This window comes from Novosphingobium resinovorum, from assembly GCF_027922145.1.
GTDB lineage: Bacteria > Pseudomonadota > Alphaproteobacteria > Sphingomonadales > Sphingomonadaceae > Novosphingobium > Novosphingobium resinovorum.
This window is the reverse complement of the sequence record NZ_BSFC01000019.1, coordinates 78,293-96,373: the sequence shown is the minus strand read 5'-3', so window position 1 is coordinate 96,373 and position 18,081 is coordinate 78,293. Positions and strand designations below refer to the sequence as shown.

The following is an 18,081-nucleotide window of genomic DNA, read 5'->3' as shown; positions in this document are numbered from 1 at the left end:
TACCGTCGCCGGTCGCTTGCGAAGCGGATGCTTCATTCGATGCGTCGAGATCGCTGGGTTTCAGCATCAATTCGTGCCGTTCGCCCCGCGCTCGATGGCCTTGCGAATGTCCTTCACAAAGCGCGAGTGGCGCACGGCCTGGAGGAACAGGTTCTGAAGCAGATTGCCCCAGAAGCGACAGGGGCGCTTGATTTGGATAAGCAGGATGTAGCGATCGTCTTCGCTCTCGTTCCACACTTCATGGTTGTACATGTCATCGAAAAGGAACGAGTTTCCATCCTTCCAGTGCATGACGTGGAGGGTTTCACCCTCTTCGATATGCATGCGGCATTTCTCGCGCTCGCGCGGGGCCTTGAGCGCCAGATGGTAGGTGAGCATGCCCTTGGTCATGCCCCAGTGGCGCGGGATATGACCGCCCGCTTCCATGACCGAGAAGTTGGCGGTCACCAGCCCGGGCACCTTTTCGATCAGCGCCGCCGTCACCGGTGCGCGGGCGGCGTTTCCGGGCATGCGATAGCCATAGCCCTTGAGGAAGAAAGCCCGCCAGCGCCGGTCGGCCGCGATGCGACCGTGATCGAATGAGAGGTCGCCGAGCGAAGGAATGTCCTCGGCGCGAATGCGCACGGCTTCGTCGCGAATTGCTTGCCAGTTATGCTCCAGCTCCGCGATCCAGGGAAAGAATGCCTTGTCATGGATCGCGGCGTCGGGGATCCGCGAGTTTCGCATGATCACCGCATCGATCCTGGGGCGCAGATCCTTGCCGATCTGGAACAGCGATTTGTTGACGAATGGGACCTTCCAGCCTCGTGCGTTGACGGTCTGCTGCCAGTTCATCCGGTATTCTCACGCTTGAGCGAGCGGATGTGCGTTCCGAATATACGGTCCCAGAACAGCGCCGATATGGCGAAGTTCGCATCCTCGTCGACGTAGTGATGGCGCATGTGGTGGCGCTTGAACAAGCCGCCGATCCGGCCGCGCATGGGCCACTGGTGGCATGCGAAGTGCACGGCGTCGTACGTCACGTACCCCGTCATGAACCCAAGCAGCAGCCACGTGCCGCTTGCGCCCCGAACGGCCAGACATGCAAGCCAGACCAACCCTCCCACCGATACGCTGACCGGCAAGGGCATCAGGCCGCGCAGGGGATCGTTGGGGCTGGCATGGTGATTGCCGTGGATCAGATAGACGAACCACTTCACGACAGGCCGGTCGCTTTCCAAATGGAACAGGTAGCGGTGCATGACATACTCGAAAAGCGTCCATGCGATGACGCCGGCAGCGATCAGTCCGGCAAAGGCCGCAGTGTCCGGATGCCGACCGGCATTGATCCATCCGACCAAGGCGATCAGGGGTAGCATGAATCCCCAGCTCAGTGCGAAAGTTCTCGGCGAGATGAGTGTAAGCTTTTCCAGACGTTCACTTTTGAACAGTCGGATGCGAGGGGAGTTGGAAACCGGAGCGGGCATCGGCTTCGATGCTGGACAGTAGGAGGGTTTGCCTGTCAAGTCGAAACGCCTCCAGTCGAGATGAACATATGACAAGAATTGGACGAGTGTGCCGTGGAGTACTTCGGCGATGACGGAGTCGTTTGCCGATACCCTTGGCGATCGGACGAGTCGCATTCTCGTGACCGGCGCGTCGGGCGGCCTCGGGGGAGCGCTGGCGCGATTCTATGCCGCACCGGGTATTCTGCTGGACTTGTGGGGGCGGGATCACGCGCGGCTGGAGATGGTGGCGCGCGATTGCCGCGCGGCGGGCGCCAAGGTGGCGACGCGCAGCCTCGACATAACCGACGTTCCGGCCGCCATAGTCGCACTGGAGGGAGAGGACTCGGCCGCGTCGTTCGACATCGCGATATTCTGCTCAGGCAGAGGGGACATCCGCGTCCCGGGCGAGCGGATCGAGCGTGCGATGCAGGTAGCCCACCTGGGTGCCGTCAACTTCACGGCACCCGCAGCGATGGCGACCGCCATGGCCGAGCGCATGGTCTCGCGCGGCCGTGGTCGCATCGTGCTGATAGGTAGTGCGGCGGCTTTCCATGCGCTTCCATTCGCCACAGCCTATTCAGGGACGAAAGCAGGCCTCGCGCGTTTTGCCGATGCACTGCGGCTTGCCGTGAAGCCTTACGGGGTAAGCGTGACGCTGGTTTCTCCAGGGTTCATCGATACCGCGGCGGGCCGCAAGGTGCCTGGCCCCCGGCCGATGCTACTGGCGCCCGAAGTCGTGGCGGCTCGCATCGGCAAGGCGGCGGCTTCGGGCAAGGCGCATCTGGTGCTGCCATGGCCTTTCGTTGTCCTGCGCTGGGTAGACCGGCTGTTGCCCCGGCCATTGCGCGACCGGGTGCTGGCGGGGTTGTCTCCTCCCGACAAGGCCACCTGAAGCGCGACCCCAGAGTCAGGCAGATGGACCCAGTACCGTGTCGAGCACAGCATGGTGCAACTGGGCCGGGGTCAGGTCCGCGCGCCGATTCTCGCCGGTCAGGAGGTTGCCCGTGCCGTCCAATCGCACCATCACGTAAGGTGTATGCCTGGGGCCGCCGGGGACGGAGGCGCCCGGAATGCTCGGCCGATGGTCGCCGAAGAATACCAGCAGTGCCGGGCGGCCCAGCGTTGCAAGCTGCTCCGTCAGTGTCGTGAGCATGGCGTCACCGTGACGTACCAGACGCATATAGCCGTCCACAAGGTCCGGATTGCCGCCGCCGCGGGCATCGGGCGCCCAGGGGCCGTGGTTCTGGATGGTGACGGCGTAGATCAGGCTTGGTCCGGCCGCAGCTGCTGCCCTCGAAAGAATCACCTCGGTCATCGCCGCATCCGTGACGTAGCGCCCTTCGTCTGGTGTCGGTGGGGCGAAGGCGTCTTCGCCAACCAGTTCGGCAAAGCCGCCGGAGGGCATGATGGCGTCGCGTCCGTAGAAGCGCATGTCGTGCGGGTGGACGAACAGCGAGCGCCATCCGCCTAACCTTGAGGGGAGCGCGTAACTGCCCTCCATTCTCGCTGTCAGAAAAGGATCGTAGCGCCGAAACCCCAGTGCCTCCTCGTCCCGGCCGAACAGCACGCCGTATTCCGTGCGCATGGTATAGGCGCCGAAACCGCTGACGTTCAGGTTGCCCCATTGCATCGCTTGCTCGCGGGCCTTCGCCAGCCCGGGCAGGGCAAGGTGGCCATCGTCGAACAGTTCGACCGGGTCGGCGAAACTTTCACACTGGATGATGACGACGAGTTCGGTCGCATGTGTCGCAGGCCTGCGCGCCAGCTGCGTACATGGCGGCGGATCGGCGATGGCCTTCCAGCGCCGCCAGTAGAGGAGCACCGTCGGGAGAAGCCCTAGAGCGAGCGTATCCCCGGCAGCGTCAGGTATCGATGCCAGCTTGCGCCAGGCAGGCAGGCGCAAAGCGAGTGATAGCGCTCCCGATCCCGCGAAGAGCAGGATGAAGCCGGTCGCATGGGCGACCGGATCGGCATGTGAAAGTCGGATTACCGTGCCGCACAGTACGATGGCGACCAGTCCGGCCGCCGTGCGTTGCCACAGGCGCACCGCTGATAGATAAAACTGTGGATGGCGGAAGACCGCGCCGACCAACGCGAGGTCCGAGAACAGCAAAGGCTCGCCGAGCATCGCGTACTTGGCGTTGGAGGCGAGCACGAGCAGTGACTGCACCGCCAGCGTCAGCACCATCGCCACCGCGCCGTTGCCGCACAGCGCCAGGAACAGACCATAGAGCGTCGTTGCCATGCACGTCAGCAATGCTAGGCCGGACATGCGACGCAGCTTCGCGGGGCGCGGTCGTACCAGCGCGTCGATCAGAAGCGAGCCGATCAGTGCGCCCGCGAATGTCAGGATACCTGCCGTCACCTTCCTGCCGTGCCTTATCGCTTAGGGAACCGGTCCCGCATGCGTAGCGGCTGATAGCGGGCCATCGGGGCGGAGGAAAGAGCGGCCCGGGCGGCGAGGTGCAGCAAGACCGTTCAAGGTCGCGGGGTGAGGTCTCCGTCTGAAGGAGATAACCGGGGGCAGGGTTGCCGCGTCCCGCAGTGCACAGTAACGTATTGAGAACAGAGTGGACGTGCGAACGGGCGAGGCATCGTTCTCGTATTTGAACCACTTCGGAGCTTGTTTTTCGCGAATGTCGAAGATTTCTACCTTACTCCCTCCAATGCCTGTCGAGGGTCCGCGAACCGTACTGTTGCTGCAAGGCCTGATGGGGCCGCTGTTCCGTCGTCTTGGACAGGAACTGATCCGTGCCGGGCACCGCGTCCACAAGGTAAACTTCAATGGCGGCGACCGTGCGTTCTGGCGCCTTCCGAACGGTATCGAATATCGCGGAACGCTCGACGAATGGCCCGCGTTTTTCGCCCAACTTCTCCGGGACAAGGGTATTACAGACGTTACCCTGTTTGGTGACTGCCGGGACTATCACATGCCCGCGATCCGCCTCTGCCGCGAGATGGGCGTGCCGGTTCACGTCTTCGAGGAAGGGTATATCCGCCCCGACTGGGTGACGCTGGAACTGGGAGGGGTCAACGGCCATTCCTCGCTGCCGCGCGATCCGCAGTGGTATCGCGAGACTGCGGCCGCCTTGCCCCCGGTTCCGCCACACGCTCGGGTAACCGCCTCGTTCCGCCGCCGCGCGGTGGAAGGGTTGCTGTACAATGCCGCCGACGTGCTGACTCGCCGCTGGTATCCCGGTTGGAGCAACCATCGACCTTGGCATCCGGTGGTCGAGGGCATGGGCTGGTGGCGCAAGCTGCGTCGCCGCAAGGAACGCGAGGTTGACGCCGTCGAACTCCTGGCCAGACTGGAGGCTGCGGATGAACCCTATTTTCTCTTCCCGCTGCAACTTGATTCCGATGCGCAGATCCGGCTCCATTCTCCCTTCGCCGGAATAGCCGACGCGCTCAGGCTGGTGATCTGCTCGTTCGCCGCTCACGCCCCGGCGGGAACCCGGCTGGTCGTCAAGGAGCATCCACTCGACAACGGCGTGCGCGACTGGCGACAGGTCACCGCAGACATGGCGGCCTTGTTCGGGGTCAGCGAACGGGTCGATTATCTGGGCTGGGGCGACATCGTCGCGGTAACGCACGGTTCACGGGGTGTCGTTACAATCAACAGCACCAGCGGGACGTTCGCGCTGGCCGCCGGTGTTCCGGTGGTCGTGCTGGGCCATGCCGTCTACGACGTGCCCGACCTCACCTGCCAGAACGGGCTCGACGATTTCTGGTGCAGCCCAGTGGCGCCTGATGCGGGGACGTTCGCAGCCTTTCGCCGGGTACTGATCGAGCAGTGCCTGATTCCGGGTGGTTTCTTCTCGGAAGAAGCACTGGAAAAGGTCGTTCGTCACGCCGTTGCACGGCTTGAAGGCAGGCCGATCGCACCGGAGTGATCAACGGGGGGTATTATTCACCTCATCCCGTCCAGTGGCGTCTTGCGTCCCGGACCGCCGGTGACCGCGACGGTCATTTCGCCAAGTCCTTCCGCCCACGCATACATGGTGTCCCCGGGTACGACCGGCCCTATCGAACGTGGCGGCGTGCCTGAGAAGATCACGTCGCCCGGATGCAGCGTCATCACCGAGGCGGCATGCTCGACCAGATCGGCGATGCCGAGGACCAGACGACGGGTATTGTCGACCTGCCGGTCCTCGCCATTGACGGTGAGACGGAAGTCGAGGGTATCCGGATCGGCGATTTCGTCGCGCGTGGTGAGCCACGGACCCATCACGCCGTAGGTATCGAAGCTCTTGCCGAAGCTGGGAAACTCGCTGCCCTGCATCGTCATGTCGAGGCCGATGCAGTAGCCTGCGACATGGTCGAGTGCCTTGGAAGCCGGGATTTCGGTACCCGCCTTGCCGATGACGATTGCGATTTCCATCTCGTGGAATGTGGTGCGCTCGGGCCAGCGCAGGACCACGCCGTCGGATGGCCCGGCAGCGGCGCTGGTCATCTTGAAGAGCAGGCCGAGGCGGCGGGGATGGCCGCCGGCCGCCAGCACTTCCTCGAAGTTACCCGCGCCGCAGACGAACTTTCCCGGATTGGCGACGGGATTCCGCAAAAGGACATGGGCGATGGGGGTTCCCTCGACGCTGTCGGCCAGCGCTTTCATCTGCGGACGCAGCGCATCGAGATGGGCGATGATCTGATCGCCCGGCGGAAAGGGCCAGCGCAATGCGGGAAGGTCTTCGGTGACGGCGGTGACGTCATGGACCGCATCGCCGCGCACGACGCCGAGACGGACCGGCTCACCATCTCGCAGCTGATAGCGGCAGATCTTCATTGCTTCCCTTTCACGCCTTTCCCGTTGGTACGAGCTTTGGCAGGCGCCTTGGCACGCAGGGCGCAAGGGACAATTGCCGGGAGTCCGGGGAGCCATCGCGATCGTCCAGAAATGCCCTTGGGAGTATTCCGGATGACAGCCGTACGCCGCCGGGGAATGATGGCCGCAGGTTTTCGTGTCGTGAAGGGGATTCGTCGATGCTGCGCCGTTCGTCCGTCTTGGTCGCATTGCTGCTCGCCACGCCGGCGCTGAGCCAGTCGATGCCGGTTCCCAAGGACCTCTATGGCAGGTACGCGCGGGGCGGCGACTGTACCCGGCAGCCGCGCGTGATCGCGAGCCCGGCGGGGGTCTTCCTCGAAACGGCCGCGGGCAAGGCGGGGCCGCTCCCGGTCGATGTCTGCTACAGTTGCGCGGGCGGCGCGCGCTACGAAGGCATCCAGGTCTGGGTCATGGTAAAGTACGGCAAGGACAAGTGGGGCGGGGACAACATGCCCGTGACCATGATGTTCAATGACGGCGAGCGGCGCGGTTCTCTTCTGGTCGACCACGACAATACCCTGCGTACGCCGCTCGGCATGCCGATGACGCAAGTCGTCCAAGCGCGCTCTTTCCGGTTGTGCAAAGAGGCGAAGGCTGGAGCCTGACCCTTCGACAAGCTCAGGGTGAGCGAAAGTCGTGTAAACTTCCGATACCGCTCAGGCTGAGTTTGTCGAAGTCGTTCAGGTCGGCTTGGTACCGCCCGCTGGCCTCAGGCCGGCGTGATGCCCATGCAGAGGTACTTGACCTCCATGTAGTCATCGAGACCGTAGTGTGATCCCTCGCGGCCGAGTCCCGACTGCTTGACGCCGCCGAACGGCGCAACCTCGGTGGAGATGAGGCCGGTGTTGATGCCGACCATGCCAGCTTCCAGCGCCTCTGCGACGCGCCACACGCGCGACAGGTCGCGGGCATAGAAGTAGCTGGCGAGGCCGAATTCGGTGTCGTTGGCCATACGGATGGCGTCGGCCTCGTCGGTGAAGCGGATCACGCCTGCGAGCGGTCCGAAGGTCTCCTCGCGGGCGAGCTTCATGTCGGGCTTCACGCCTGCCACCACTGTCGGGTTGAAGAAGCTGCCGCCAAGCGCGTTGCGCTGGCCGCCCGCGAGTACCTTGGCGCCGCCGTCGACCGCGTCCTTGAGGTGTTCCTCGACCTTCTCAACGGCCTTCTCGTCGATCAGCGGACCGACTTCGGTGCCTGCGTCGAGGCCGTAGCCGACCTTCATGCCGCTGACACGCGCGGCCAGCTTAGTCACGAACTCGTCGTAGACGCCGTCCTGTACGTAGAAGCGGTTTGTGCACACGCAGGTCTGGCCGCCGTTGCGGAACTTGGAGATCATCGCGCCTTCGATCGCGGCATCCACGTCGGCATCGTCGAAGACCAGGAACGGGGCGTTGCCGCCAAGTTCCATCGAGCACTTCTTGATCGTCTCGGCGCATTCGCGCAGCAGGTCGCGGCCGATCTCGGTCGAGCCGGTGAAAGTGAGCTTGGCGACCTTGGGGCTGGCGGTCAGGGTCGAGCCGATCTGGCCCGCGCTGCCGGTCACGACGTTGACGACGCCCTTGGGGATGCCCGCCATCTCGCACAGCTGCGCGATCGCTAGCGCCGAGTACGGCGTTGCCGAGGCGGGCTTGATGACGATGGTGCAGCCTGCCGCCAGCGCGGGCCCGAGCTTGCGGGTGATCATCGCATTGGGGAAGTTCCAGGGCGTGATCGCGGCGACGACGCCGACGCCCTGCTTGATCACGACAATGCGGCGGTCGGCGGCATGGCCGGGGATCACGTCGCCGTAAGCGCGCTTGCCCTCTTCGGCGAACCACTCGATGAAGCTGGCGCCATAGGCGATCTCGCCCTTGCCTTCGGCCAGCGGCTTGCCCTGTTCGCGGCTGAGCAGTTCGCCGAGGTCGTCCTGGTGCTGGAGCATCAGTTCGAACAGCTTGCGCATCAGCTTGGCGCGCTCACCAGCCGTCTTGGCGCGCCAGGCGGGGAGAGCGGCCTCGGCGGCGTCGATCGCGCGGGCGGTTTCGTCGGTGCCCATCTTCGGCACCGTGCCCAGAACCTTGCCCGAACCGGGATCGGTGACCTCGAAAGATGCACCCGAATCCGCGTCGACCCACTCGCCGTCGATGTAGCACTGCTGCTTCAAGAAATCGGTGTAGGCCATTTCGCGCGGGTTCCTCAGTTGTTTGCCGGTGGAGCGTCTCGGATGGGCGCTCGCGGGTTCCGGCATGGTCTAGGGACGACCCCTAGCGGTTACAAGCCGCCCCCGCCTCCTGCGACAAGCGCGAGGGTGGCGCGATTGACGCCTCTCCACGTGTCGGCTAGTCTCTGATGCGAACAATAATTCGCTAATGCGAATAAGTTCGGGAGAGTGGGCTTGGAATACGCAGGGTATATCGGCGGCAGGTTCGTGCGCGGCGAAGGCGAGCGATTCGAGGTCCAGAACCCGTCCGACGAATCGGTGGTGGCCGAAGTGGTCGGCGTTTCGGCAGCGCAGGCCGACGCGGCGATCGGCGCCGCGCGGCAGGCCTTCGATTCCGGCGCATGGTCGGGCCTATCGATGAAGGAGCGCGCAAAAATCATGACGCGCTTCGGGGAGGCGATGCGCAAACGGGCGGATTTCCTAAAGAAATGCGCGATCGAGGAAGCAGGATGCCCGGTCTCGGCGACGGTCATGGGCGCGCAGGTCCACGTGCCGCTGCGCATGACCGACGAGATCATCGACCTGTTCCTGCGCCTTCCGCAGCAGGAGGAAAACCCTCTGCCGATCCACGAGCGGGTCAATCCGCACTTCGTCGTGCAGAGCCTCAAGCGCTGGTCGCCGCTCGGCGTGGTCTCGGCGATTTCGGCCTACAACGTGCCGTTCTATACCGCGTTCTGGAAAGTCGTTCCCGCCCTCATGGCGGGTGACACGGTGGTCCTGCGACCCAATCCGCTGACCCCCATCTCATCCATGATTTTCGCAGAAGCGGCCGAAGAAGCGGGCCTTCCGCCCGGGGTCATGAACGTGGTCGTCGAGCCGGGCCTCGCGGGCGGGCTTGCGATGACCACCGATCCGCGCGTCGATATGGTCTCTTTCACCGGCTCGTGCACCGTGGGGGCCAAGGTGGCCGAGCAGGCAGCGCCGACGCTCAAGCGGCTGGTGCTGGAACTGGGCGGCAAGTCGGCGCAGATCTACCTGCCCGACGCTGTGGGACGGGCGGCTTCGGCTGCATTTTCGGTCTGCACTTCGCACGCGGGACAGGGCTGTGTGCTGGGGACGCGGGTTTTCGTGCCGCAGGAGACCAAGGCCGAAGTCCTCGACGCCATGGCCAAATTGCTTGCTAACGTGAAGATCGGGCCGGCGAGCGATCCGGCAACCCAGCTCGGCCCGGTCATCAGCGCCGCCCAGCGCGACCGCTGCGCGCACTTCACCCAGGCTGCGGTGGAAGCGGGCGGCCGCGTGGTGTGCGGCGGCAAGCGGCCGGAGGGTATCGCCAGGGGCTTCTACTGGGAGCCAACGGTGCTCGACCTGCCGGACAATTCCAACCCCGCCGCGCAGGAGGAGATCTTCGGGCCGGTGGTCGGCGTGATCGGCTACCGTGATCTCGATCACGCGGTGGAGATGGCCAACGACAGCCGCTTCGGCCTCTCCGGCTGGGTCCACGGGACGGACAAGGTCAAGGCGCTGGAGGTCGGGCTGAAAATCCGTAGCGGGGCGGTCAACGTCAACGGCGCGGTGATGTCGAGCTACGCCAGCGGCGGCGGCATCAAGATGAGCGGCCTCGGCCGCGAACGCGGGGTCGAGGGCCTGCGCGAATTCCAGATGATGACCACCTTAAACATCGGTGGCTGAGGGAACGGGAGCAAGGACGATGGAAGGACTGGTCCAGGGCAAGGTCGCCCTCATCACCGGCGCGGGCTCGGGACTCGGTCGCGCGGCAGTGCTGCTGTTCTGCGAGCATGGCGCGAAGGTCGTCGCCGCCGACATCGACGGCGACAACGCCGAGGAAACCGCGGCGCTTGCGAAAGCGGCGGGCGGCGAGGCGCTGGCGGTCACCTGCAATGTCGCCGATCCGGCCAGCGTCGACGCCGCCGTGGCGCAGGCCGTGGAGCGCTTCGGGCGGCTCGACATCATCTACAACAACGCAGGCGTGACCATCAGCCCAATCCCCGGCAAGGGCCTGCGTTCACTCGTCGAATGCGAACCCGAGGAAATGAAGCGGGTCGAGGACGTCAACATCAACGGCGTCGTCTACGGCTGTCAGGCGGCTATCCGGCAGTTCGATAAGCAGCGGGAAGCGGGGTTGGGCGAGGGCGGCGTGATCGTTTCCACCGCATCCGTCGCCGGGCTGATGGGGTATGGCGGCGTGCTCTACGGGGCGACCAAGGGCGCGATCGTCCAGCTGACCCGGGCGCTCGCCATCGAGGTGGCGGACCAGGGTATTCGCGTCAACGCCGTGTGCCCGGCCGGGATGCTGACCCATTACGCCGGCATGGACCCCGACAGCCAGCATCGCGACCGCATCCTCGAAGGGATGGGCAGGGCGCACCCGCTGGGCAAGGCGATCGACCCGCGCGATACCGCCTCGGCCGCGCTGTTCCTTGCCTCCGACCTCGCCTCCAACATCACCGGCGTGAACCTTCCCGTCGACGGTGGGCTATCCGCCGGGCGCAAGGCGGGTGGTTGAGATGGCGGCCACGATGAAGCAGGTGGTGCTGGCCGCTTACGCGAGGGGCAATCCCCGGCCGTCCGACTTCCGTGTCGAGGAAGTGCCGGTGCCTCGGCCGGGCGAGCGGGAGATCCTGCTGAAGACGCTATACATCGCGGTGGACCCGCTGCTGCGCTTCTCGGTCGACGAGACGGTGCTGACGGGAGCGGGGCGCATGGAGCTGGGACAGCCCATGGTCGGACCGGTAGTGAGTGAGGTCGCCGCCTCGAACCATCCTGACTACGCGCCGGGCGATGTGGTGGAAGGCCGCTCGGGCTGGCAGGAATATGCGGTGCTGGCGCCGGACCGGAGTGACTATCGCGGGCCGCCGCGCAAGCTCGATCCCGCACTGGCGCCGGTATCGACCGCGCTCGGTGCACTCGGCGGGCCGGGGCAGACCGCTTACGAGGGGATCGTCAATGTCGGCCGGGTCAAAGCGGGCGAGACGGTGGTGATCTCGGCGGCGGCGGGCGCTGTGGGCTCGATAGCGGGGCAGATCGTCAAAGTGCTCGGCGGCCGGGCGGTGGGCATCGCGGGCGGCGCAGCGAAGTGCGCGGCGCTGCTCGACCTCGGCTTCGAAGCGGTAGCCGACTACAAGGCACCGGATTTTGCCCGGCAGCTTCAGGCGGCGATGCCGGAGGGGGCGGAGGTCTATCTCGACAATGTCGGCGGCGATGTGACGATGACGGTCCTGCCGCTCCTCAAGCGCGGCGCGCGCATGCCGATGTGCGGGTTCATCGCCTATTACGGGGTCGGCATGGAAGGACCCGGCCCCGATCGTCTGCCCGGCTTCTATCGCCTGATCATGAACAAGGGACTCGAGATCAGGGGCTTTGCCGGAATGCTGGCCGGACAGAAGGGTCTGGAGGATATCGCCCGGTGGATGAAGGAGGGGCGCATCCGCTTTGCGCAGGCCATCGAGGAAGGCATCGAGGCGGCGCCTGCGGCCTTTTCCAGCGTGTTTTCGGGGCATGACCATGTCGGCAAGCTGCTGGTGCGGGTGGCGCCGGAGCGTGCTCCCGGGGCTTGATCGCGGGCCCGGTAGGGTGCAGCGTTCCCTGTGATGGATACGATCACGCTTCCGCCGCCGCCGCGCCGCACGGCCAATCCCGCCCCGCTGCGCACGGCGGGCTCCGTCCGGCGCACTACTAGTATCGACGTCTCGTGGCCCGATGGTCTTGACGGCCAGCGCCGTTTCATCGGCGCCGCGCGCGACTTGTGGACGCCGCTTGCCGGAGAGGACGGGCTGACCTTTGCCGAGGGACGCTACGAAGCGCGCATGACCGAGGACAAGACGATCACCGCGATCACCGCGCAGCCCTCCAGCGATGCGATCGGGCAACTCGTCGGTGCGCGGGCGGGCGGGCATCTGCGCGGACTGCTGCGCGAGATTATGCCCGGGATGGTCGCGGCCGCGCATCCGCTCTACATCGTCCTCGACGATCTGTCGGGCACGGCGCTGGTCAGCGCCTTCGCGTGGTCGCAGTGGCATCCCGACTGGGCCGATCGCCTGCGCGACAAGCTGGGCGAGGAAAGGCACGCACAGATGATGGCGCAGCGTGTCAACGTGTGCTGGGGCTTGCAGGAGGGCAACAGCGGCATGACGGACGACGTCGATCCGGAAAAAGTCGCCAACGCCGATGCAGGCGACTTGCGCAATCCGGGCGACCCGCTGGGCTGGCACGATCTGGCCGAGGACGAAGGGCCGGGCTTTCGCCGCGCCCGGCGCATCGACGTGACGCGGGACGCCGATGCGGGCGTGATCGTCATCGATTCGGCTTTCCAGGACAGCGCCAGGCGGCGCGACGGCAGCCGCGTGGCGATTCACGAGTACCGCCTTACCGCTCGCGCCGATGCATCCACGCTGGAACTGCTCTCGCTCGAGCCGGAGGCGCGCATCCTGCCGTTCTCCGAGTGCCCCGGGGCGATCGCGAACACGCAGCGACTGGTCGGCCGCAACCTTGCACAAATCCGCGAGGAGGTGCTGGCCCAGCTAAGAGGGCCGCAAGGCTGCACGCACCTGAACGATGCTCTGCGTGCGCTTGCCGACGTGCCTGCGCTTGCGGCGCGGATCGAGGCCGGAGCCGGGGGCTGACGCGGCCCGCCTACCGCACGAGTGTTGCGGCTTCCTCGGTTCGAGCCGGCTGCGCATCGCTGACCACATGCTCGATCGCCTCGCGCATCGCGGTATAGAATGCACCGATGCGCGCAAAGCGTTCGGCGACCGGTGCGGCAATGTCGCGCTCGCGTTGATCGGCGAACAGGCGCACCTGCCGATCGAGCAACTGCGCCTTGGCGACGAAAGGCCCGCTGAACTCCGGCGGCATCGAGTAGTAGATGCGGCGACTCCCCGGCTCGCCCTGCCTTCGCGCGTTGCCGCAATGCTCGAGCGTGCGTGCGGCCACGCTGGCATTGCTCTTGCTCATACCGAGATCGGCGGCGATCTCGTCGAGCGTTGCGGGTTCCTCGCGCAGAAGCAGATAGGCGTAGATGCGCCCGACCGGCCGGGGCCAGCCCCAGGGGGCCATCAACATCGCCATGGCGTCAAGAAAGACTTCGTCCTGCTGTGACAGCTTGATGTTCGGCATATTCTGTATTTACTGAATTTGATTGTCGGGCGCCAGCGCAAATGCGCAGGCTGGCGCAAGGGAGACGATGGCATGGAGCAGGCGACGTTCACCGCGCGTTATGGTCCCTGGGCACTCATTGCCGGGGCATCGGAAGGGACCGGCGCGGCCTTTGCGCGCCAACTGGCGGACGAGGGGATGAACCTCATCCTCGTCGCCCGGCGCGCAGGGCCGCTGGAGGCGCTGGCGGATGAACTGCGCGCAAGGGTGGAATGCGTGACCGCCTCGATCGACTTGGCCGCCGTGGATGCGGCCGAGCAGTTGCAGGGGATCGCTGCCGGACGCGAGGTGGGCTTGCTGATCCTCAATGCGGGCGCCGATCCCAACGGCGCGATGTTCCTCGATGCCGAGGTCGCCAGCTGGGATGCCCTGGTCGCGCGCAATGTGGTGACGGTGACCCGCGCGCTCCACGCCTTCGCCGCTCCTATGCGCGCACGCGAACGGGGCGGGCTGATGGTGGTGGGCTCGGGCGCCTGCTACGGCGGGCTGCCCGGCATCGGCGTCTATGCGGCGACCAAGGCGTTCGACCTCGTGCTGTGCGAGGCGCTCTGGGCCGAACTGGAGCCGCACGGTGTCGATGTGCTCAGCTTCGTGCTTGGCCGGACGGATACCCCGGCGCATCGCGAACTCATGGCGGCACGCGGCATAGCTGTGCCCGACGGCCTTGCCGATGCCGACGAGGTGGCCCGGCTCGGCCTCGCGCGCCTGCCGTTCGGCCCCGTCTGCAACTGGGGCGAGGCGGACGACGTGGCGGGCATGTCAGCGTCATCGGCCGCTCAGCGGCGCGAGCGGATTCGCCGGATTTCCGCGACGTTTTCCACGGATGCGAAAGGGTGAGCGACGTGCGCCAACTGGCTGACAAGCAGGCCATCACCGAACAGCTCTACCGCTATTGTCGCAGCGTCGATCGCCTCGATACGGCGCTGGGCCATGCGGTGTTCCACGAGGATGCGACCGTGGATTACGGGGAGCGCGGCTTCAAGGGCAGCGGGCACGCGGCGATCGACTGGATTTGCGCTGCGCACGCCGGCCTGCTTGCGCATTCGCACCAGGTCACCAACGTGTTGATCGAGGTGGATGGTGACCGGGCCGGAAGCGAGGCCTACGTCACCGCGACGCTGCGCATGGAGCGCGACGGCAGGCTTGTGCAGATGGAAGTGTGGTCGCGCTATTGCGACCGCTGGTCGCGGCGCGACGGGGTCTGGCGCATCGACCGCCGCGATACCGTCACCGACTACGATTGCGTGCGCGACGTCACCGAGATGTACCACCATGACCGCGCGCGCCGGGACGGGTCCGACCCTTCCTACGCGGCGCTCGCCCATGGCCTGCAGGGAGAGGCGTGATGAAGGACTTCACGATTTCGGTGTCGTTCGACATGCGCTCGCCGCAATGGGCGAGCTCGACGCCGCAGCTTTACCGCGCCGCGATCGAGATGGCCGCCTTTGCCGACGAGATCGGCGCCGACCAGATCGGCCTGATGCAGCATCACGGCTCGCAGGACGGCTATCTGCCGCAGCCTTTCGTCCTCGCGGGCGGCATGGCGGCGGTGACCAGGCGCATCCGCTTTCTGCTCGGCGCGGTGATCCTGCCGCTGCACGATCCGCTCGAACTGGCCGAGCAGATCGCGGTGCTCGACAACATGTCGAACGGTCGGCTGGGGGTGATCTTCGGCGCGGGCTACGTGCCGCACGAATTCGCGATGTTCCGCCAGTCGCTCAAGGACCGGGCGAAGCGGATGGACGAGGGGCTGGAGATCATCCTGCGCGCGCTGAAGGGCGAGCGCTTCGAGCATGACGACGGCAACGGCGCGCGGCCGATCTTCGTGCGCCCGCTGCCGGTGCAGGAGCCGGAGGACATCATCCTCGTCGGTGGCGGCGTGCCGGCGTCGGCCAGGCGGGCGGCGAAGTTCGGGGTCGGGTTCGGGCCGATGAAGGGTGACCTCGTCGACATCTACCTCGCCGAGTGCGCGCGGCTCGGCCATGCCCCGCGCCGGTATTTCCGCCCGCGTCCCGGCATGCCGATGGCAATCCACTTGTGCGAGGACCCGGACCAGGGCTGGGACGCCATCGCGCCGCATGCCGTTCACGTGATCACCGAATACGCGAAGTGGGCCGAAGCCGAGGGCGACGGCTCCAACTCGCCCTTCAAGGGTCTCACCGATCCCGCCAAGCTGCGGCACGCCGGGCTCTTCGCGGCGTGGACGCCGCAGATGCTGCTCGACAAGGTGGGCGCGGCAGAAGGTGGCAACATCGGCTTCCAGCCCCTGCTTGGCGGCCTCGCGCCTGAGGAGGGGTGGAAGAACCTGAGGCTGCTTGCCGCGACGATGCCGGCGCTGCGCGAGGCGATGGCGGCATGAAGGCGGCCTGTATCGAGAACGGCGCGGTGCATGTGCGCGAATTGCCCGACCCGGAACCGGGCCGGGGGCAGGCGCTGGTACGCACGCATTCCTGCGGATTGTGCGCATCGGATGCCCACTTCCTGACCGGTGGTCGTCACGTCATCGAGCTGTCGCGCCGCATGGGCGGGCCCTATGCGGGGCTCGACGAGACGCGTCCCTTCGTGCCGGGTCACGAGTTCGTCGGCGAGGTCATCGACTACGGCGCCGGTAGCCGCCGCCCGGTCGCGCCTGGACGGCGGGTGACGTCGGTGCCGATCATGCGGCAGGGCGGAGCGCACGCCGTTGTCGGTTTCAGCCACGATTGTCCGGGCGGGTGCGGAGAACTGATGCTGCTCGACGAGGACTTCCTGCTCGAGGTGCCCGAGGGTCTGCCGGATGATCATGCCGCCTTGATCGAACCGCTTGCCGTGGGCCTCGAACATGCGCGGCGCGGCCGCCCCGGAAAGGACGACGTGGCGCTGGTGCTGGGCTGCGGGGCGATCGGGCTCGGCGTTGTCGCGGGTCTTGCTCTGGCGGGAGCGGCGCCGATCGTCGCGGCCGACTTCCACGCCGACCGGCGCGACCTGGCCCTGAAGGCGGGCGCGCACATCGCCATCGACCCGCGCGAAGTCGATCCCTACGGGCCGCTGCCCGATCTCGGCGGGCGGCGCGTCAATCTCGTCTACGAGAACGTCGGCGTGCCCGGCATGTTGCAGCGGATCATCGAGAGCATGCCGTTCGACGGCCGCCTCGTCATGGGCGGCTACTGCATGGAGCCCGAGCCGCTCTACGTCTTCGCCGCCCAGAACAAGCGGCTCAACATCCAGTTCGCCGGCGGCGAGGAGCCGCAGGACATGGACCTCGCGATGCGCGGAATAGCCGAGGGCCGGATCGACGTGGCACCGTGGCTTGGCGAGCGTATCGGGCTCGGCTCCGTGGCCGCAGCGATCGCCAATCTCTCCGGCCCTGGAACGTCGGTACGGACTGTCGTAGATCCGCGCCTACAGCTTTCGTAGAGGAGCCTAGCAGAGCTTTTTGGCAAGGTGGCGGTATCCGGCGGTACAGCCCAAAGGTGGTGGTCTGTGCCGTGCGGCAGACGGTCGATAGCTGGCGATCAGATTGACCTCCTCAGATCAGTTGTGCCGTAATGGGCTCTGACCATCGCAATGAGCGGGCTTGCTCTGCCTTGTTCCACGCATGCCGCTGCGGCGTGCAGCAGTCCGATCTCGCGGACAAGTTTGAAGTCGCGCACCGGCACGAAGCGCTCGGGACCCGCGGCGAAGCTTTCGGGCATCATGCCGATCCCGGCACCGCTACGCACAACGGCCAGCACTCGCTCGTCGCTTGTGGTCTTGAGGACGAAACGCGGTCTCACGCCGCGCTCCACGAAGAAGCGGTTGATCTCGGGCAGGGCCTCGCAGTGGCGTCGCAGGACCATGCGGTCGCGGGCGAGCTGTTCGGCCTGCACTTCACTCTCGTCCGCCAGCGGATGATCGGGCGGCAGGACCATCATGTAGCGTTCGCGGGAAAGCACTTCGGGTGCGAATCGGGGGTGGTGCGGGCGGATCACGCTTAGCGCCAGGTCGATGCGGCCGCGCTCTAGCCGCTCGGCGATGTCGCGCTCAGACCCGTCGAGTATCTCTAGCGTCTCGCCTGAACCTAGCGCGCGGTGCGCGGTGAGCCAGCCTTCAACGAGGCGCGTGGGAATCGTGTTGAGCACGCCAATGCGCAGCAAGGTGGGATCGGTGACTTCACTGAGTTCGACAAGAGCATGCTCGTACTCGGCGGCGATGCGGCGGGCGCGTACGAGAAAGCGGCTGCCGGCGGGGGTCAGGGCCACGCGCTGGCGGTCGCGGTCAAACAGCCTCGCGCCCAGTTCGCGTTCCAGCTTGGCGATCCCTACAGACAAGGTAGGCTGAGTCACGCTCACGCGCCTGGCCGCGCGGCTGAAGTTGCCGGTCTCTGCCACGGCCAGGAAGTAGCGCAGGAGATACTGATCAATCATAGATACTGTCTATGACGAGGTGCGGAAACTTTCAATTTCCGCTTTTCTTTACGGCTGTCTAGATAGATGCGG

18 protein-coding genes are annotated in these 18,081 nt (G+C 65.9%); 11 read left to right on the top strand and 7 right to left on the bottom strand.

Features of this window, described 5'->3' with window-relative positions; genetic code table 11:
• Nucleotides 1-66 precede the first annotated feature (66 nt).
• A complete protein-coding gene (locus PKE80_RS10475) occupies nucleotides 67-834 on the bottom strand; it encodes an aspartyl/asparaginyl beta-hydroxylase domain-containing protein (protein WP_271182411.1) in 768 nt (255 codons plus the stop codon).
• Nucleotides 831-1,505 (bottom strand): sterol desaturase family protein, encoded by a 675-nt coding sequence (locus PKE80_RS10470; RefSeq protein WP_271182410.1) that lies wholly within the window; start codon nucleotides 1,503-1,505, stop codon nucleotides 831-833. Before PKE80_RS10470 ends, PKE80_RS10475 begins: the two co-directional genes overlap by 4 nt.
• Nucleotides 1,506-1,575: 70 nt before the next feature.
• Between PKE80_RS10470 and PKE80_RS10465 the strand changes: the two genes are divergently transcribed.
• Nucleotides 1,576-2,379: an SDR family NAD(P)-dependent oxidoreductase gene (locus PKE80_RS10465; RefSeq protein WP_271182409.1), complete on the top strand. Its 804-nt coding sequence runs from the start codon at nucleotides 1,576-1,578 to the stop codon at nucleotides 2,377-2,379.
• A 15-nt stretch (nucleotides 2,380-2,394) separates the two neighbouring features.
• Here PKE80_RS10465 and PKE80_RS10460 read toward each other — a convergent pair whose 3' ends face one another.
• Nucleotides 2,395-3,852: an LTA synthase family protein gene (locus tag PKE80_RS10460; RefSeq protein ID WP_271182408.1), complete on the bottom strand. Its 1,458-nt coding sequence runs from the start codon at nucleotides 3,850-3,852 to the stop codon at nucleotides 2,395-2,397.
• A gap of 301 nt (nucleotides 3,853-4,153) precedes the next feature.
• On the opposite strand from PKE80_RS10460, the gene PKE80_RS10455 reads away from it, so the two are divergent.
• A complete protein-coding gene (locus tag PKE80_RS10455) occupies nucleotides 4,154-5,380 on the top strand; it encodes a capsule polysaccharide biogenesis protein (protein WP_271182407.1) in 1,227 nt (408 codons plus the stop codon).
• Nucleotides 5,381-5,397: 17 nt separating this feature from the next.
• On the opposite strand, the gene PKE80_RS10450 is transcribed toward PKE80_RS10455, so the two are convergent.
• Nucleotides 5,398-6,270, bottom strand: coding sequence for a fumarylacetoacetate hydrolase family protein (locus tag PKE80_RS10450; protein WP_271182406.1), 873 nt, complete (start codon nucleotides 6,268-6,270; stop codon nucleotides 5,398-5,400).
• A gap of 197 nt (nucleotides 6,271-6,467) precedes the next feature.
• On the opposite strand from PKE80_RS10450, the gene PKE80_RS10445 reads away from it, so the two are divergent.
• Entirely contained in the window at nucleotides 6,468-6,914 is a 447-nt protein-coding gene (locus PKE80_RS10445; RefSeq protein WP_271182405.1) for a hypothetical protein, read from the top strand.
• A gap of 104 nt (nucleotides 6,915-7,018) precedes the next feature.
• Here the strand turns inward: PKE80_RS10445 and PKE80_RS10440 are convergent, their stop codons facing one another.
• Entirely contained in the window at nucleotides 7,019-8,470 is a 1,452-nt protein-coding gene (locus PKE80_RS10440; RefSeq protein ID WP_271182404.1) for an NAD-dependent succinate-semialdehyde dehydrogenase, read from the bottom strand.
• Between the two features lie 207 nt (nucleotides 8,471-8,677).
• On the opposite strand from PKE80_RS10440, the gene PKE80_RS10435 reads away from it, so the two are divergent.
• Genes PKE80_RS10435 through PKE80_RS10420 form a run of 4 tightly spaced genes read left to right on the top strand, consistent with a single transcriptional unit; the run spans nucleotide 8,678 to nucleotide 13,092 of the window.
• A complete protein-coding gene (locus PKE80_RS10435; protein ID WP_370424634.1) occupies nucleotides 8,678-10,141 on the top strand; it encodes an aldehyde dehydrogenase family protein in 1,464 nt (487 codons plus the stop codon).
• Between the two features lie 19 nt (nucleotides 10,142-10,160).
• Nucleotides 10,161-10,976: an SDR family NAD(P)-dependent oxidoreductase gene (locus tag PKE80_RS10430; protein WP_271182402.1), complete on the top strand. Its 816-nt coding sequence runs from the start codon at nucleotides 10,161-10,163 to the stop codon at nucleotides 10,974-10,976.
• Between the two features lies 1 nt (nucleotide 10,977).
• A complete protein-coding gene (locus tag PKE80_RS10425) occupies nucleotides 10,978-12,027 on the top strand; it encodes an NADP-dependent oxidoreductase (protein WP_271182401.1) in 1,050 nt (349 codons plus the stop codon).
• A gap of 33 nt (nucleotides 12,028-12,060) precedes the next feature.
• Nucleotides 12,061-13,092: a DUF2889 domain-containing protein gene (locus tag PKE80_RS10420; RefSeq protein WP_271182400.1), complete on the top strand. Its 1,032-nt coding sequence runs from the start codon at nucleotides 12,061-12,063 to the stop codon at nucleotides 13,090-13,092.
• A gap of 10 nt (nucleotides 13,093-13,102) precedes the next feature.
• Here PKE80_RS10420 and PKE80_RS10415 read toward each other — a convergent pair whose 3' ends face one another.
• Nucleotides 13,103-13,585, bottom strand: coding sequence for a GbsR/MarR family transcriptional regulator (locus PKE80_RS10415; protein ID WP_271182399.1), 483 nt, complete (start codon nucleotides 13,583-13,585; stop codon nucleotides 13,103-13,105).
• Nucleotides 13,586-13,657: 72 nt separating this feature from the next.
• Here PKE80_RS10415 and PKE80_RS10410 point away from each other — a divergent pair, with 72 nt between their 5' ends.
• The 4 genes from PKE80_RS10410 to PKE80_RS10395 are packed head-to-tail and all read left to right on the top strand — an operon-like array spanning nucleotide 13,658 to nucleotide 17,020.
• On the top strand, nucleotides 13,658-14,461 hold the full coding sequence (locus PKE80_RS10410) for an SDR family NAD(P)-dependent oxidoreductase (RefSeq protein WP_271182398.1): 804 nt from the start codon (nucleotides 13,658-13,660) through the stop codon (nucleotides 14,459-14,461).
• Nucleotides 14,458-14,970 (top strand): nuclear transport factor 2 family protein, encoded by a 513-nt coding sequence (locus tag PKE80_RS10405; protein WP_271182397.1) that lies wholly within the window; start codon nucleotides 14,458-14,460, stop codon nucleotides 14,968-14,970. The genes PKE80_RS10410 and PKE80_RS10405 overlap by 4 nt, the downstream gene beginning before the upstream one ends.
• On the top strand, nucleotides 14,970-15,983 hold the full coding sequence (locus PKE80_RS10400; RefSeq protein ID WP_271182396.1) for an LLM class flavin-dependent oxidoreductase: 1,014 nt from the start codon (nucleotides 14,970-14,972) through the stop codon (nucleotides 15,981-15,983). Before PKE80_RS10405 ends, PKE80_RS10400 begins: the two co-directional genes overlap by 1 nt.
• Nucleotides 15,980-17,020, top strand: coding sequence for a zinc-binding dehydrogenase (locus PKE80_RS10395; protein ID WP_271182395.1), 1,041 nt, complete (start codon nucleotides 15,980-15,982; stop codon nucleotides 17,018-17,020). The genes PKE80_RS10400 and PKE80_RS10395 overlap by 4 nt, the downstream gene beginning before the upstream one ends.
• Nucleotides 17,021-17,118: 98 nt before the next feature.
• On the opposite strand, the gene PKE80_RS10390 is transcribed toward PKE80_RS10395, so the two are convergent.
• Nucleotides 17,119-18,009 (bottom strand): LysR family transcriptional regulator, encoded by an 891-nt coding sequence (locus tag PKE80_RS10390; RefSeq protein ID WP_211150627.1) that lies wholly within the window; start codon nucleotides 18,007-18,009, stop codon nucleotides 17,119-17,121.
• Nucleotides 18,010-18,081: the final 72 nt, after the last annotated feature.